The sequence below is a fragment of the Paenibacillus sp. J22FR21 genome (assembly GCF_056269135.1).
The window spans coordinates 125,672-140,647 of record NZ_JBWDNJ010000003.1; the positions used below are offsets into that span (position 1 = coordinate 125,672).

The window sequence follows — 14,976 nt, forward strand, 5'->3', positions numbered from 1 at the left end:
AAATGATCTAACGGGAGGAAAGAGAAATGGTTGAGAGGAAAGGGTTAACAATGAAAAAATGGGTGATTGGACTAGCTGCGGCAGCACTGATCGTAACGGCGGGCTGCTCCAATAAGCCGGACTCCAACGAAGCGAGTACGAACAACTCCGGTACCAACTCCGGTTCCGCTGCGGAAGAGCCGTATGAACTCGTGTATTTGACCACCGGCGATCAAGGAGCTAAGCCGTTGGTGCCGAACGATCGCATTATTGCCGAGATTAATAAACGGCTGAACATCAAGCTGACGATCAAGATATCGCCGGAATTCTCGTACGACAAGATTAACGTGGCGATCGCGAGCGGGGATCTTCCTGACGTTGTGACCACGCAGTATCCGTCCTCATCCGTTTCCCAATGGATCAAAGAAGGCATTGTGGTTCCATTGAACGATTATTTCGACAAACTCCCCACAATCAAAGCCAAGCTCGACAATGGCTTGCAGTGGACTGCCGTCGACGGAAAATATTACGGATATCCCTTCGTGAGCGGCATGGAAAAGTCGAATTACACCGTTCAATTCCGCCAGGATTGGCTGGATAAGCTGAGCTTGCCGCATCCGAAAACGCTTGATGAGTTTCACGATACGCTGAAAGCCATCGTGGAGAAGGACCCGGATGGCAATGGCAAAGCCGACACCTTCGGTTTTATCACGAACAAGCCGGTTGCCGGGGACGCACTCACCGCATTCGATTTTGTTCTATATGCGTACGGACTGCCATACGCTGACTATGCCTTGAACGATAAAGGAGAAGTCATTCCGCGCTTCGAAGATCCTGCTTTCAAGAAGGGGATTGAGGAGCTGCGGAAATGGTACCAGGAGAAGTTGATCGATCCGGAATATATCATCTATGACCGGCCGACAAAGGAGCAGAAGTTCTTCCAAAGCAAAGCGGGTGTAATGGATGGCCCACTATTCCGCCACGTGAGCCGCGTAGAAGGCAGTTTGCAGCAGGTCAATCCCGATGGGAAGCTTGGTTTCGCACCGCCGCCGGCAGGACCGGACGGCAAACAAGGTATGGCTACGCGTCCGAAGACCGCTTTTTTCACATCTGTTACCAATAAGGCCAAGAATCCCGAGAAGGCGGCGGAGTTCATCGAGTTCATGCTGTCCAAGGAAGGCCGCGACCTGCTGCAGCTCGGCATTGAAGGGGTCCATTACACGAAGCAAGGAGATCAAATTACTTACAACGAAGCGGAACGCGAGAAAGACGGGTTTGCTCCGAACGGCTGGAGTCATCCGCTTGCATGGGGTAACGTGACTTGGCCAATCGATGAGAACTACTTGCCGCAGACGGAGAAGAACATTGATCGCGCCATTGAATCGGTCAAAGTCGCCTCACAATATTTTGTGCCAAATCTCATTACCCGCAAGACGAATTCTGAGATTGAATATGGAAAAGCGGTTAATGAAGTATACAACCAATATTTCGTAAACTTGTTAAACGGCAAGCTTGACGTAGATAAGGGGATCGAAGAGCTCGGCAAAGAATGGCGTCAAGCCGGCGGCGATGCCATCCTGACAGAGATTAACGAAGAATACAAGAATCAAGACGCAGGTAAATAACCGCAAATAGCGAATAGTGAGGAGAATGTGCGATGGTTAAAACGATTACGAACGAGGAACGTCCGAGGCAAATTCCGGATCGAGGTCTTAAAGGAGGCCCACGCATTATTGACCGGTTGCCGGAGGGAGTAGTTGAGCAGCCGTATACGTTGTTTCATGTTAAACCTTATGGCCCGCTGATCGGCGCAGAAATCGAGGGTGTCGACCTGAGTAATCCGGTATCGCCGGAGCTGCAGAAGGAACTGAACCGCGCATTGCTGGAATGGAAAGTGATATTCTTCCGCGATCAGGACATTACCAGCGAGCAGCAGCAGGCTTTCGCCCGACTATGGGGAGAGCTGGAAACCCATCCTTTCCTGCCTCAAGGAAATTCGAATGAGGTCGTACGCTTCGCGAAGAATGACAAGAAGCCCGGGCACGAGAACAACTGGCATTCGGATGTCAGCTGGAGACTGACGCCTGCACTTGGTTCGGTCTTACGCTTGACAGAGGTGCCGCCACTCGGAGGCGACACGCTGTGGTCGGATCAAGCGGCTGCGTATGATAATCTGCCGGATGAGGTGAAACAGCGCATCGACGGGCTGACGGCGATTCATGATTTCACCCACGTTTTCGGGGTGAATCTGGCTCCCGAGGAATTGCAGCGCCGGCAAGAGGAATTTCCGGCGGCCGAGCATCCGGTCGTGCGTACTCATCCTGAAACGGGAAGAAAAACGCTGTTCGTCAATCCGAACTTTACGGTGCGAATCGTTGGCCTGGAGCCGGAGGAAAGCGAAGAACTGCTGACTTATCTGTTCCGCCATTCGCAGCTGCCTGAGTTTCAAGTCCGCTTCCGCTGGGAAGCGAACTCCATCGCATTCTGGGATAATCGCGCAACTCAGCATTATGCGAATTCGGATTATTACCCGAACCGCCGCGTAGCGGAGCGGGTGGCGATTGTAGGCGATCGGCCTTATTAAAAATATAAGAAAGTATAAGTTTCACCTTATACCATGCTTATTTTTCACCGGAATGAAACGCGCTTCTCCGCCGAAAGGACGGCGACAGCCGTTTCACCTTGAGAAGACAAGAGCCCGCGGGTGACGCGGGCTCTCTTCCCTATTTATAGATTGGAGGAGAACAATTGGTGGGTAAGCCGAAGGAAAAGCCAAATCTGCTATTTATCTTAATCGACGACATGGGCTGGATGGATCTAGGATGTTATGGAAGCATCTTCTATGAAACGCCGAACTTGGACCGGCTTGCCGCCGAGGGTGTTCGATTCACCGATGCTTATGCTGCCGCTCCGGTCTGTTCGCCTACCAGGGCCAGCTTGATGAGCGGCAAATATCCGGCGCATGTTGGCGTGACCAACTGGATCGGCGGACATACGACCGGTAAACTGATCGATGCGCCGTACATCCGGCACCTTCCTCTGCAGGAGAAAAGCGTGGCGTCCGCTTTGAAGGAGCAGGGCTATCAGACGTGGCATGTGGGCAAATGGCATCTCGGCGAACGTGAACATTATCCGGACCGACACGGTTTCGATGTCAATATCGGGGGCTGCAGCTGGGGGATGCCGTTAAACGGCTTCTTTAGCCCTTATGGCATTGAGACGTTGGGGGAAGGGCCTGAAGGAGAATATTTAACGGACCGACTGACGGACGAGGCAATAGAGCTCATCCGGCAAAATGACGGGACACCATTCTTTCTGAATTTGTGGCATTATGCCGTGCACATCCCGATCGAGGTCAGCGCAAAGCTCACCAAGCGTTTCGCGGACAAGGCCAAGGCTCTTGGGCTGGACCGCGTGGAAGCGTTCGTCGAAGGAGAGTTCTTCCCTTGCGAACATAAGAAACATTTGCGGGTGCAGAGGCGCATCGTGCAGTCTGACCCTGCCTACGCGGCGATGATCTATAATCTCGATTGGAATATTGGCCGATTAGTGAAGGCATTGGAAGAAACAGGCCAGCTGGATGACACCGTGATCGTGTTCACGTCCGACAATGGAGGTCTGGCAACGGCCGAAGGTTCGCCGACCTGCAACAGTCCGCTTCAAGAAGGGAAAGGCTGGATGTACGAAGGCGGCGTGCGGGAGCCTCTAATTATCCGATGGCCTGGCGTCACGAAGCCGGGCAGTGTTAGTGAGGTCCCGGTAACGAGCCCTGATTTCTATCCGACGCTGCTGGAGATGGCGGGACTGGACCTGCTGCCGGATCAGCATAAGGACGGCGTAAGTTTAGTTCCCGTACTTAGAGGTGAGGAGAGCCTGAGCCGGGACGCTATATTCTGGCATTACCCCCATTACGGCAATCAAGGGGGAACGCCGGGGTCGTCGGTGAGAGAGGGAGACTATAAGCTCATTGAGTTTTTTGAAGACGGGCGTTTGGAGTTATACAACCTGAGAACAGATCTATCGGAAGAGCACAATATTGCTGAATTGCATCCAGAGCGGACCGAACGACTGCGTCAGATGCTTCACGGGTGGCGTGAGCAGATTCAAGCCATCATGCCGGAAGACAATCCTGAAGGCAGCGTCGCAGGCGTATCGGGCAATGCGTAGTGAAATGCGAGATGGGGTTAGTTTGTTTGGGAGTGCATGCGGAATGTTGCAGTAAATGCAGCATTTCTGCCAGGATTCCGCTGCTCTATTGAAAATGTTGCCCGAAATACAACATTTTCGATGAATTCAAGCTTAAAAGCCAACATCAAAAAGGTAATGTTGCATTTCGCGCAGCATTACCTTCGGTGAAGGGACTTTCCAGCGAAAATGTTGCACAACTGACATCATTTCAGGGAGCAGCACCATACGGTGCGGAATGTAGGAATTGCGGCGCCCCCGGTTCGTGCGGTATGAAGCCTACGCGGCGCCCCCGGTTCGTGCGGAATGAAGCAGCTTCGGCTCCCTCCCTCAGAGCATCGCCGCAGGCTTATTTGAATGTTGTCCGCAGACGCTCCCCCATCCATAAGCAAGTGTCCCATAAATCGGACACCGGCTGATGGGTGAAGGGGAGCGTATGCATATACCCGGGCGGCCCGAATTCAGGGGTTGCGGTTGTCGATGTGAATCCCTGCTCCTCGCGCTGTGCAAGAATGCTGCTCCACCATAGCTCATGCCGCTGTAATTCCAGCGCATACTCCGGGGCGGCAGGATGGGGAACTTGCGGTCCTTGCGCATAGCCGACGCGGGCGTGGATGTGAATCGTACGTTCGAAGGCGATCCTCAGCGCATCCCCTTGATCCTCGAGTAACGTTTCACAGACACAGCACCAATGGCTGAAATCTGCTGTAATGCGCAAATCAGGCAGTTCCTCAAGCAGCTTGGCCGTGTTCCAAGGCGTGTACATGGCGCGGTGGCGATGCGTTTCGTGCCCAACGCGTACACCTGCGGCTTGCTCTGCGCGAAGCGCCGAACGGAAGAAGCGGACTTGATCCTCAAAGGACCAACAATCCCTGGCACTATGGGAAATAGCAAGCAGCGGGCGGAATGCCGCTGCTCGTTCTATCCCTGCGGCAAACACCTCTTCATGAGCGCTGACTGTTGCGCCGCTAGAGCCGATAAGGGCAATAAAGTTCAGTTGATGCTCCTGCAGCAGCTCCATAAATTCGTTCGTATGTTCAGGAGCAGGCAGTGTCGACTCCACGCCGTCGTAACCGGCTGCCGCAATTTGCTCGATACTTTCCCGGTAGGACAGATGCTCCATGCCCCATAACGATTTAAACAATTGAATGCTCATCGGTGGTTTACTCCTTTATGCCTCATAATAGCTTCCCTATCGTTTCATGGTAGCATCAGGCAGCGGACCGCACCATTTCTATTCGTCCAGCATGTTTGCATATATGTAGATAAAAAAGAACCAAGCAATTGGCTGCGCCTTAGTAGGCTGGCGTGCTTGGTTCTTTTACTCTGTAGTTGTGCTAGTGAAATTACGGAATTGCTGAGGCGAGACCCCCATGGCCGTCCGAAAAGCATGGCTGAAATGGCTGGTTGAAGAATAGCACAGGGAATGAGCGATTTCTTCCACGCTGATCGATTGGTTTTGCAGCATTTTTTTGGCCTCGCGAATGCGGATTCGCTGCAGGTACACAGAAGGTGAGATCCCATAGACGAGTTTGAAGCATTCATGCAAGTAGGTTCGGTGAACATTCAATTGTGTCGATAGCGATGATATATTCATCGGCGTATGGAGATGATATTCCATCCAGTAGGCCGCCTCCCGCGCAAGCTTCATCTGCGAAGGTTTAATGCCGGAAGCGGGATGCTGATGATTTTGCGTGGAAATAAGCTCCGATGCCAGGTTGCCGATAAAATCCAAAATGCTGGAATGGATCTGCAGCTGCTTAACGGAGGCAGTCATTTCGTCGGTAATCGAGGTTCTCTTATCATCGCGAGCCATCATGTGCTGCAAATGCTCACCGAAACGCGTAATGAACTGCGTCACCCATTCCGATACATTCCCATGCGATTCACTGCGAAATACAGGATCGGAGGTGAGTTGAAAGATCATATTGATGGCATTGATTTCGACTTCAAAATGAAAATCGAAAAAGCTGCAGCCTACTCGCGTTTCGGTACGATGAAGCATGTCCGATTGAATGATAATCGCATCTCCGGGGTACAGATGATACATTCGGCCGTTGACCCACTGTTCGATCTCACCGGAAATGCAGAACAGGAATTCGAAGAAAGGGTGCCGATGATCCGAATAGGACCATCCGGCTTCTTGTTTGGCGTATTCCATGCCCGGAATGCGGATGGCATTGTACAAATTGGGCAATCGAAACATATGATCCATCGAGATCGACCTCTGTAATCGGTGGTTTTCCTACAAATATATCAGTATTTGAGGGATAACAATTAGTATAGACTACATTTATGTAACAAATCCATACCGTTCTGAATGGTTGACTTCAATAACCGGTGTTATGATTCGGTTATCAAGCAGAAACCACTCAAACGGGAGGAATTATCAATGAAGATCATGATGGGAAATGCGGAACTCGAGATGGGCAGCAAGTATTTGACGGAGCTTCGCAGTGCAAATGATTTGCTGCACGATGTAGATGCGCTCAGACAACGGTTGGAAGAGGATGGCTACCTGCTTATTCGCGGTTTCCATGATCGGGCGGATGTGATGAGCGCACGCAGCGGAATATTGCAAAAGCTTCATGACATGAATAAGCTGGATTCCGGCTTCCCGATTGAAGAAGGTGTCATTGCTCCAGGCGCCAAAGGCGCGATGTTCGGCGGCGCCGTGAATGAAGACGATGAGAACATGCTGCCATTCTATCATCTGGTTAACAGCGAGAAAGTGATGAGCTTCTTTGATCGTTTGCTCGGCGGAGAAGCGATGACCTATGACTACAAATGGCCGCGTGCAGTAGGAAACGGCGACTTTACCGGAGCCCATTACGACATCGTCTATATGGGACGCGGTACCAAACAAGTGTATACGATGTGGACGCCGCTAGGCGATGTTCCATACGAACAGGGGCCGCTATCGATCTGCCTAGGATCGCAAAACTTCGAGAAAATTAAAGCGACTTACGGACAAATGGATGTCGATCGTGACAATATCGAGCTTGGGTGGATTTCCAAAGATCCGATCGAATGCGTGGACAAGTTCGGCGGCCAATGGGCAACGACGCCGTTTGAGGCTGGCGACATCATTATCTTCGGCATGTTCCTGCTGCATGGCTCGGTCAATAATACGACCAACAGATTCCGCATGAGTTCCGATACTCGCTATCAGCTTCGCTCGGAGCCCGTTGATGAGCGCTGGGTAGGCGTGAAGCCGAAGGGCCATTATGCGTGGGGCAAAGAAAAGTCGAAGACCATGGAAGAAGCACGAAAGGAATGGTCGATTTAAGTTAAACCTTGAGAGAAACGAGCGGCGATCGCTTTCCGGAATACAACGGAGAGAGATCGCCTTAATGTGCTCTACTCCATGATCCCGCTCTTTTCGATGCTGACTTTAATGCGGGGTTCAATATCTATCTCGGGATAGACGTCGTCCCACGCGATGGATTTCCAATAGCGGTTATGATGCGCTTTGATGTGAAGTCCGATGCCCAATGCATCGCAATTGGCTTGCTGAAGTTGCTTGATGACTTCCTTCGCTTTATCGTTCAACAGTTTCTCCAGTTCTGATGCAACCTTCTTCAGCATCTCCTCATCCGTGTGAACCATTTTGGGGATTTCCACCAGATTGCATGTGAAATCGGCGCTGATGACGGCCTTGACGGTACCCTTATCGGTCGCGACGGTTATGTTCCGCTTATCACGGGACATAAATAGGGAAACATTGGCTTTTAACGTATTGATGTATTCCGTGACAGTGAAGTATTCGGGATTGAATTTGGAAAGCATGACGAAATTCGCGGATGTTTTGTCATCCAACTCTCCGGTCATCCGCTTCCCATGCATGAGCGCGAGTCCCTCTAGTTTTACACGGTCTTTTCCTAGTGGATTAATGATCGGGAGCACGGCGTCGGTACCGCTATTGGTGAACAAGGAAGAAATGAGATACGGCGAAACTTTTGGAATCAAGCCGTTCTCTTCGCTGCTCTGAAGCAAATCGTAGAGGTAATCGCTGATCATTAAGCGATCAGCGACTTTCATCTTCAAGACTTGCCCTGCGGAATCGTTAACGATAGCCATCTTGACATTGATCGGGCTGCGGGCTTCCCGGTAGTATGATTCCAGCGCAGGGTAGAAACCTTTCTTTGCGAATCGCTTATTGATTAGAATCACGCGAGCTTTGCCAAAGTCTAACTCCTGCGAAACCGCCTTTTTCATTTCCAGGTAGGCTTCATTGACGGTTCTTCCATCCCCAGTAAAGCTTGGCGAGACGATGGAGGATTTGGATTGAACGGCGGACTTAATGGTTGGAATGGTAATCGTGAAGCGAATGTTGCCGTTATCGAGTAAGTCGAAGGCTTCAGCCTGTTCGATTCGGATCTCCTTCAATTCGCGACTGTCCCAGCACCCGGTTAATAACGGCAGGAGGAGGAGCAAGAGGAAGGTTCTTTCGGACTGCGGCTTCATGCTCGAGCCCCTTTCCTACCTGATAGCCATTTGTGTAGATAAACCATTATGAGCATCATCAAAACCATCCCGATCGCCACCGTCGGCACGTAAAGAGCGATGATGTCCTGCAGCTTCGATAATTGCGAGACATTCAGCTTCCACGCACCTACCCCAATTAAGACAAGGGCAACCACAAACAGAGCGGGAAGTCTTACTCCTTTCCGGGCATTGGCCAGCGCTGTCACCGCGGACATGAACAGCAGCAGATAGGTGGATAAGGAAGTCATGATAAACAGAATCCATATGGTCTGTACCATGAGATCTGTTCGCTCCATGATCTTGAACGAAACCGTTTTGAATTGAAATAATAACGGTTCGCGGATGAAGCCAATCATCTCGGTACTGAAGATGGCCGTAGTCGAGAATGCACAGAGCATATAAACGGCTGTGATCGCGATATTGGCTGTTATGGCAATGCGCAGAACCGATTTGGACGGCATCTGAATATGAGGAGACAGTACCATCAGAATGCCGATGCCGGCATACGACATCATCCCACTCCACGCTCCAAGGCTGATTTTTGCTAGCCCCATCGAAAAAACCGGCAATATATAATCCAGATTTGCGTCCTTAAGCGTGTAACAGATTAGCGCGATGAACAGCGGGACGAACGCCATGGCGAATACGGCGAAACGGGCGAAAACACGGACCGGTTGCGAAACGAGAAAGGCGCATCCGCCGACGAGCAGCAGTGACAGCATCCATGCGGGGGTATTCTCATACGCCCAAAGATTCGAGATGAAGACCCAATTCGCAAGGGTTTCATAGCTTACGGTAATGGAGTATGCGGCTATGGCCAAGTTGAATAATCCGCCTATCCAAGGGCCAAGCCGCTGTCGCAGCATCTGGAATACGGTTAGGCTCCTGTTCTGCTTGCTTAGTATCCAAATCACGAGCAATAGAATCAAGTTAATTAAACCGCAGAATAGGCAGGCAATCCAACCGTCTTGTCCGGCATCGGCATCGACCGCATGTGGAAGAGATAAGACGCCTAGGCCGAACTGGGCTTGGAACAGCAGACAGAATAGTTGGATGGGACCGATCGGGAGATTCGCAGTTTTCATCGCTTGATGCTCCTAACCGGCAGACAGTAAGGAACGCCGAAAGGTTCCATGGCAAGGGCGTGGATCAGTACGCCGATAAACGCGAACGCAATACCGTAAAAGCCCAGGACAGTTGCACCGAAAATAAGGATAAACTGCGAAATCGTCGTGGTCGATCGGAGCTCCATAGATGGTATGGTAAATTTACTAATGGTCGTCAGCGCAATAACCACGATTAGAATATTCGACACGAACCCGATTTGAACGAGCGACTCGCTGATAATGATACCGCCGACGATACCCGTCATTTGGGCGAGCGCTGAGGGCAGACGCAGCGTGGCTTCGGCAATGAGCTGGAATATGAAAATCATGAGCATCGTTTCAAAGATCGGAGGGTAGGGAACGCTCTCCAGGGAACTTTTGATGCTGAACGCCATTTTGAACGGCAGGACTTCATAATTAAAGCCGACAATCGAGATGTAAAGGCTGGGCAGAAGGAGGCCGAACATCAATCCGACAACCCTTACTATCCGCATGAGCATCGACGGCCACGTGCCTTGAATCAGGTCGTCCACCGTCAGCATGAAGGTATAGATAGAAACAGGAAGAATCAGGCAGGAACTGCTTTGATCGCAAAGCACGCCGATCCTTCCGCGAGCCAACAGGGCTGAAGCAAAATCGACCCTTTCCGTATTGAAAATTTGCGGGAAAATGGAGAATTTGTTCTCACGCAACAGCTTGCGAAGAAGACCGGGATGCAAGTCGTGCGTGGATGTCAAGGCGGAAATACGTTTAGCAGCTTCATAGACCATGCTCTTGTCGGCGGTTCCATCGAGCCATACCAAAGCAACCCGCCGGTTCGCCGTCGTGCCAAGCGAAAAATAGCGCACGCTTAGCTCTCCGGTGGACAGATGCTTACGAATCAAATTCAAATTGCTTTGCAGATGCTCCACGAAACCGTCCCGATTGCCGGCCAAGGAACGTTCATTCTCAGGCTCTGCGGGAGAGCGCCTGTATTGCTTGCTGACATCAAAGCTGTAGCAGCGATTCGCTTCTGCCTCGCAGATCAGGGCACGTCCGTGAATGAGATCGTCAACAGCTTTCTGAATAGTGGGGCAAAGATCAACTTTGGTTGCGGTAAGCAGTTCTTCTAGAGGCGGAAAGGTGTTCCCATCTGCCGTTTCACGCCGCAGCTGCTTGAACAGGCTGAGTTCGATTTTGGCGGCCTCGCACATCGTTTCCAAATAGATAAGTACAGCTTTAGATTCGCCTATATTCAGTTCGCGCACGACTAGATCATCGGTATGATAAAGAGCCTCTTGAATCGAAGCGATTGTAATGGTTGCCAATGGTCGCCACTCCTTCACTATGTTACAGTGTCCAAATTTGGGATAAACATGTGAAGAATGGATAACGTATTCGCAATAAAACCGACTAAGCGGCCTCCGACAGATAAGACCGGATTGATCAGCCGTACGGATCGTTATGCTTCACAAGCCCCGGAATGAAAAAACAGTCCTGATCATCAAGGTTCTTGATGGTCAGGACTGCTTTTTCTGTGTCGCGGCGGCGGGTTACTTGCCCGCAAGCTTATTCTCTTTTGTTTCGAATATCTCTACCGCGCGGTCAGCGCCATACATCTCGTTCAAATGCTGCACATGCTCCATTCCCCAATTGCCGATCGCTTGAAGTAATGGCGTCATTTTGGCACCGTATTCGGTAATGGAATATTCCACTTTCGGGGGAATCTGGCGGTAGACCTCCCGGTGAACGATATCGTGATATTCCAATTCCCGGAGCTGCGAGGTGAGCATTTTTTTGGAGATGTCGGGCATGGCACGCTGCAGTTCGCTAAATCTCATCGTACCGTTGCCGAAAAGATGAAAGAGTATAACGGGTTTCCATTTGCCGACCAGAATTTCTAACGCCGTTTCGATCTTGCACCCACCATCGTTCATCATCGTAATTCCTCCAGTGTTTATCTATGGTTACTTTTTGGATACTAGGTAATTTGATTGATCCTACTTCCCGAGAATACAGCTAGAATATATTATAAGTCTATAGTTATATTCATTCAAGGGGATAGGTATGTCTCTACTAAGGAGGTCACAATATGCTTTCGCCCGTCTTTTTGGCGCATGGCTCGCCATTTACGATTTTCGAGAAGTCCGAATTTACCTCTTTCTTGAATCGCTTCGGTAAATCAGTCCGTCCCAAAGCGATCGTTATCTTCTCCGCCCATTTCGAGAACCAAGTTACAACAATCGCGGCCACGGACGACATCCATGAGATGGAATACGATTATTACGGTTTTCCGCCCGAGTACTACCAGGTACAGTATCCGGCAAGAGGGTCCAATATCGTCGCGTCCATGGTGGAAGAACGGTTGCGCAAGCATAACATTCCGGTTCAGCGCAAATATCGGGGTCTCGACCATGGAGTATTTCCGATTATGCGTCATGCTTACCCGGAAGCCGATATACCCATTGTTCCTGTTTCCGTAAATGCTTTCTTGCCTGCCAGACAGCAAATTGCGATCGGGGAAGCGCTGCAGGGACTTGAGAAGGATGGCATCCTCGTAATCGGCAGCGGCTTCTTGACGCACAACTTCAATGAGTTCGATCGGAACATGGATGCTCCGCCTCGCGCATGGGCCGTAGAATTCACGGATTGGATTACCGATAAAGTTCTTGCAAGAGACATCGAGGCACTGAGTAACTATGAAACATTAGCTCCGCATGCCAAGAAAGCAGTACCTCGTGCCGAACATTTCGTACCTTTGCTCATCGCGCTTGGGAGCGGAATGCCGGGACAGCAAGCTCGGGTCTTATTCGATGAGCCAATCAAATATGGCTCCATGAGCAATCTCAGCTATCAGTTCTAGTTAATAAGGAATGCCCACTTGTCGATAGGACAGGTGGGCTTTTTTTTATTAGAGTGGAATACTTAAACATTATAATGTTTGTTGACGCTAAACTTGTTTCCATGTAGATTAAACATTATAACGTTAAAATCTAAATTCTGATGGCTATTCGTTTCGTTTCGGCAAAAATAAAGGTGGGCTTACGATGACTGATCATTTGGTTTTACGCGGGGCAGCACTCATGGATGGTCGGCAAGTCGATATTGTGATCGTGGCCGGCGTCATAGCGGAAATAACGGCAGCGGGGGCAAGCAATGCCTCGATTGCCGGGCGAGTCATAGATTGTTCCGGCTGGTATGTATCGAGCGGTTGGATCGATCTTCATGTTCATGCATTCCCCGATTTTGACCCGTATGGGGATGACATTGACGAGATCGGCGTAAAACAAGGCGTTGCGGTCATTGTTGACGCAGGCAGCTGCGGCGCGGATCGAATCGGCGAATTGGCCACAAGCCGCGAGAGGGCGATGACGACCGTGTTCGCGCTGCTGAACGTTTCGAAGATTGGTTTGCAGCGGATCGACGAGCTGTCCGATCTGGCTTGGCTCGATAGACCAGCCGCATTGCAAGCCGTCCAAGCGTATCCCGATTTTATCGTCGGCTGGAAGGCCAGAATGAGCGGCAGCGTCGTTCGCGACAACGGTATTCGGCCTTTGAATATGGCCAGGGAGCTGGCTGAAGAAACCGCTTTGCCCTTGATGGTTCATATCGGTTCCGCTCCTCCTAGAATCGAAGAGATTCTACCGCTGCTCGTGAGAAATGATGTTGTAACGCACTATTTGAACGGGAAAAGCAACAACTTATTCAGCGAGGACGGAAGTCCGATTCTGGAGCTGAATGCGGCTATCGCGAGAGGCGTTCGAATGGATGTCGGACACGGCACAGCCAGCTTTTCTTTCAAGGCGGCAGAGGCGGCGAGGCGAAACGGAATTCGCTTCGATACGATTAGTTCGGACATTTATCGCGGGAATCGGCTGCATGGTCCTGTATATAGCTTGGCGCATGTGATGTCGAAGTTTCTGTGCCTAGGGTATTCGCTAAGCGAAGTGATCGAAGCCGTGACAGTGAACGCGGCAGATTGGTTGGGGAAACCGGAACTGGGCCGCATTCAAGCAGGTGATCGGGCTAATCTGACTTTGTTCTCTGTTAAAGAGGAGCGTAGCGTGTTCGTCGATTCGGAGGGAGACATGCGCGAAGGCGATCATCAAATTAAAGTTAGAGGAGTATATGCGAATGGGCGATTCATTGAATGCTAAGTATGGGTTGAAACGCGTTATTAATGCCAGCGGGCGAATGAGCATCCTCGGGGTGTCGGCACCTTCCGATACCGTCATGGAAGCGATGAAGCTAGGCGGACAACGCTATGTGGAAATCGCCGATTTGGTGGATAAAGCGGGCGACCATATTGCGGCAGTGCTGGGCTCCGAAGCTGCTGTTGTCGTCAACTCAGCATCAAGCGGAATTGCATTGTCTGTTGCGGGTATCGTTACGCAAGGCAATCGGCGTATGAGCGAACGGCTTCATCAAGAGGCAATCGCGAAGAACGAAATCATTATTCTCAAAGGACATAATGTCCAATACGGTGCACCTGTGGAGACGATGGTGTTTCTGGGCGGAGGCAAGCTCGTTGAAGTCGGTTATGCGAATGAGGGCAAAGCCGAGCATATCGAAGACGCGATCAGCGATCGCACGGCCGCAATTCTATACGTGAAGTCACACCACGCGGTGCAGAAGAACATGATTAGTGTGGAGGAAGCTTGGGAAGTGGCGCAGCGAAAAGGGGTTCCGCTTATCGTGGATGCAGCTGCGGAAGAGGATGTTCGTAAGTATGTGAAGTGCTCGGACCTCGCGATCTATAGCGGCTCCAAGGCGATTGAAGGTCCGACCTCCGGTATTGTCGGGGGCAAACGTGATTATATCGAGATGGTCAAAATGCAGCTGCACGGGATTGGCCGCAGCATGAAGGTCGGGAAGGAAACGATATTCGGGCTGCTCCAAGCGCTCGAGGAGTATATGGTTAAGAAGGATAATAGTGAGCAGGAGAAGGTAACGCTGCAAACGCTGATTCCGCTGAACGAGCAGCCAGGCGTTAAAGTGACGATTGTCCAAGATGAAGCGGGGCGCGCGATATTCCGTGCGCGCATTCAGGTAGATCCAGCGCTGTCCGGCACGACGGCGAAGGCAGTCGTTGAAGGACTGCAAGGCGGCGATATCGCCATCTACACGCGCGATTATGGCGTGAAGCAGGGGTATTTTGATATCGATCCGCGTCCGCTGCTTGGTGATGATATGAATGTCATTGCAGCTAGAATAGTTACGCTTACGGGAGGCCATTAAC

13 protein-coding genes are annotated in these 14,976 nt (G+C 50.9%); 7 read left to right on the forward strand and 6 right to left on the reverse strand.

Annotation, left to right across the window (positions count from 1 at the left end; all coding sequences use genetic code 11):
* The first annotated feature begins 26 nt into the window (after positions 1-26).
* The 3 genes from AC0YNS_RS11340 to AC0YNS_RS11350 all read left to right on the forward strand — a co-directional run bounded on the left by AC0YNS_RS11340 (position 27) and on the right by AC0YNS_RS11350 (position 4,146).
* The gene (locus tag AC0YNS_RS11340; protein WP_475781104.1) at positions 27-1,604 is read left to right on the forward strand and encodes an extracellular solute-binding protein; all 1,578 of its coding nucleotides are present in this window, start codon (positions 27-29) and stop codon (positions 1,602-1,604) included.
* Positions 1,605-1,636: 32 nt separating this feature from the next.
* Entirely contained in the window at positions 1,637-2,563 is a 927-nt protein-coding gene (locus tag AC0YNS_RS11345; RefSeq protein WP_475781105.1) for a TauD/TfdA dioxygenase family protein, read from the forward strand.
* A gap of 167 nt (positions 2,564-2,730) precedes the next feature.
* Positions 2,731-4,146, forward strand: coding sequence for a sulfatase (locus AC0YNS_RS11350; protein WP_475781106.1), 1,416 nt, complete (start codon positions 2,731-2,733; stop codon positions 4,144-4,146).
* A 367-nt stretch (positions 4,147-4,513) separates the two neighbouring features.
* Here the strand turns inward: AC0YNS_RS11350 and AC0YNS_RS11355 are convergent, their stop codons facing one another.
* A complete protein-coding gene (locus AC0YNS_RS11355; RefSeq protein WP_475781107.1) occupies positions 4,514-5,320 on the reverse strand; it encodes a sugar phosphate isomerase/epimerase family protein in 807 nt (268 codons plus the stop codon).
* Positions 5,321-5,485: 165 nt separating this feature from the next.
* Positions 5,486-6,379, reverse strand: a complete 894-nt coding sequence (locus tag AC0YNS_RS11360) for a helix-turn-helix domain-containing protein (RefSeq protein ID WP_475781108.1) — start codon at positions 6,377-6,379, stop codon at positions 5,486-5,488.
* Positions 6,380-6,556: 177 nt separating this feature from the next.
* Here AC0YNS_RS11360 and AC0YNS_RS11365 point away from each other — a divergent pair, with 177 nt between their 5' ends.
* A complete protein-coding gene (locus AC0YNS_RS11365; protein WP_475781109.1) occupies positions 6,557-7,453 on the forward strand; it encodes a phytanoyl-CoA dioxygenase family protein in 897 nt (298 codons plus the stop codon).
* A gap of 71 nt (positions 7,454-7,524) precedes the next feature.
* Here the strand turns inward: AC0YNS_RS11365 and AC0YNS_RS11370 are convergent, their stop codons facing one another.
* From AC0YNS_RS11370 to AC0YNS_RS11385, 4 genes are all read right to left on the reverse strand, one after another.
* Positions 7,525-8,631 carry a Ger(x)C family spore germination protein gene (locus AC0YNS_RS11370; RefSeq protein WP_475781110.1) on the reverse strand — a complete coding sequence of 369 codons (1,107 nt, stop codon included), beginning with the start codon at positions 8,629-8,631 and terminating at the stop codon, positions 7,525-7,527.
* Positions 8,628-9,737 carry a GerAB/ArcD/ProY family transporter gene (locus AC0YNS_RS11375; RefSeq protein ID WP_475781111.1) on the reverse strand — a complete coding sequence of 370 codons (1,110 nt, stop codon included), beginning with the start codon at positions 9,735-9,737 and terminating at the stop codon, positions 8,628-8,630. Before AC0YNS_RS11375 ends, AC0YNS_RS11370 begins: the two co-directional genes overlap by 4 nt.
* Positions 9,734-11,065, reverse strand: coding sequence for a spore germination protein (locus tag AC0YNS_RS11380; RefSeq protein WP_475781112.1), 1,332 nt, complete (start codon positions 11,063-11,065; stop codon positions 9,734-9,736). The genes AC0YNS_RS11375 and AC0YNS_RS11380 overlap by 4 nt, the downstream gene beginning before the upstream one ends.
* A gap of 225 nt (positions 11,066-11,290) precedes the next feature.
* Positions 11,291-11,674 (reverse strand): winged helix-turn-helix transcriptional regulator, encoded by a 384-nt coding sequence (locus AC0YNS_RS11385; RefSeq protein ID WP_475781864.1) that lies wholly within the window; start codon positions 11,672-11,674, stop codon positions 11,291-11,293.
* Positions 11,675-11,829: 155 nt separating this feature from the next.
* Between AC0YNS_RS11385 and AC0YNS_RS11390 the strand changes: the two genes are divergently transcribed.
* The 3 genes from AC0YNS_RS11390 to AC0YNS_RS11400 all read left to right on the forward strand — a co-directional run bounded on the left by AC0YNS_RS11390 (position 11,830) and on the right by AC0YNS_RS11400 (position 14,975).
* Complete coding sequence (locus tag AC0YNS_RS11390; protein WP_475781113.1) at positions 11,830-12,600, forward strand: DODA-type extradiol aromatic ring-opening family dioxygenase; 771 nt, start codon at positions 11,830-11,832, stop codon at positions 12,598-12,600.
* Between the two features lie 184 nt (positions 12,601-12,784).
* Entirely contained in the window at positions 12,785-13,894 is a 1,110-nt protein-coding gene (locus tag AC0YNS_RS11395; protein WP_475781114.1) for an amidohydrolase/deacetylase family metallohydrolase, read from the forward strand.
* The gene (locus AC0YNS_RS11400) at positions 13,872-14,975 is read left to right on the forward strand and encodes a DgaE family pyridoxal phosphate-dependent ammonia lyase (RefSeq protein WP_475781115.1); all 1,104 of its coding nucleotides are present in this window, start codon (positions 13,872-13,874) and stop codon (positions 14,973-14,975) included. The genes AC0YNS_RS11395 and AC0YNS_RS11400 overlap by 23 nt, the downstream gene beginning before the upstream one ends.
* Position 14,976: the final 1 nt, after the last annotated feature.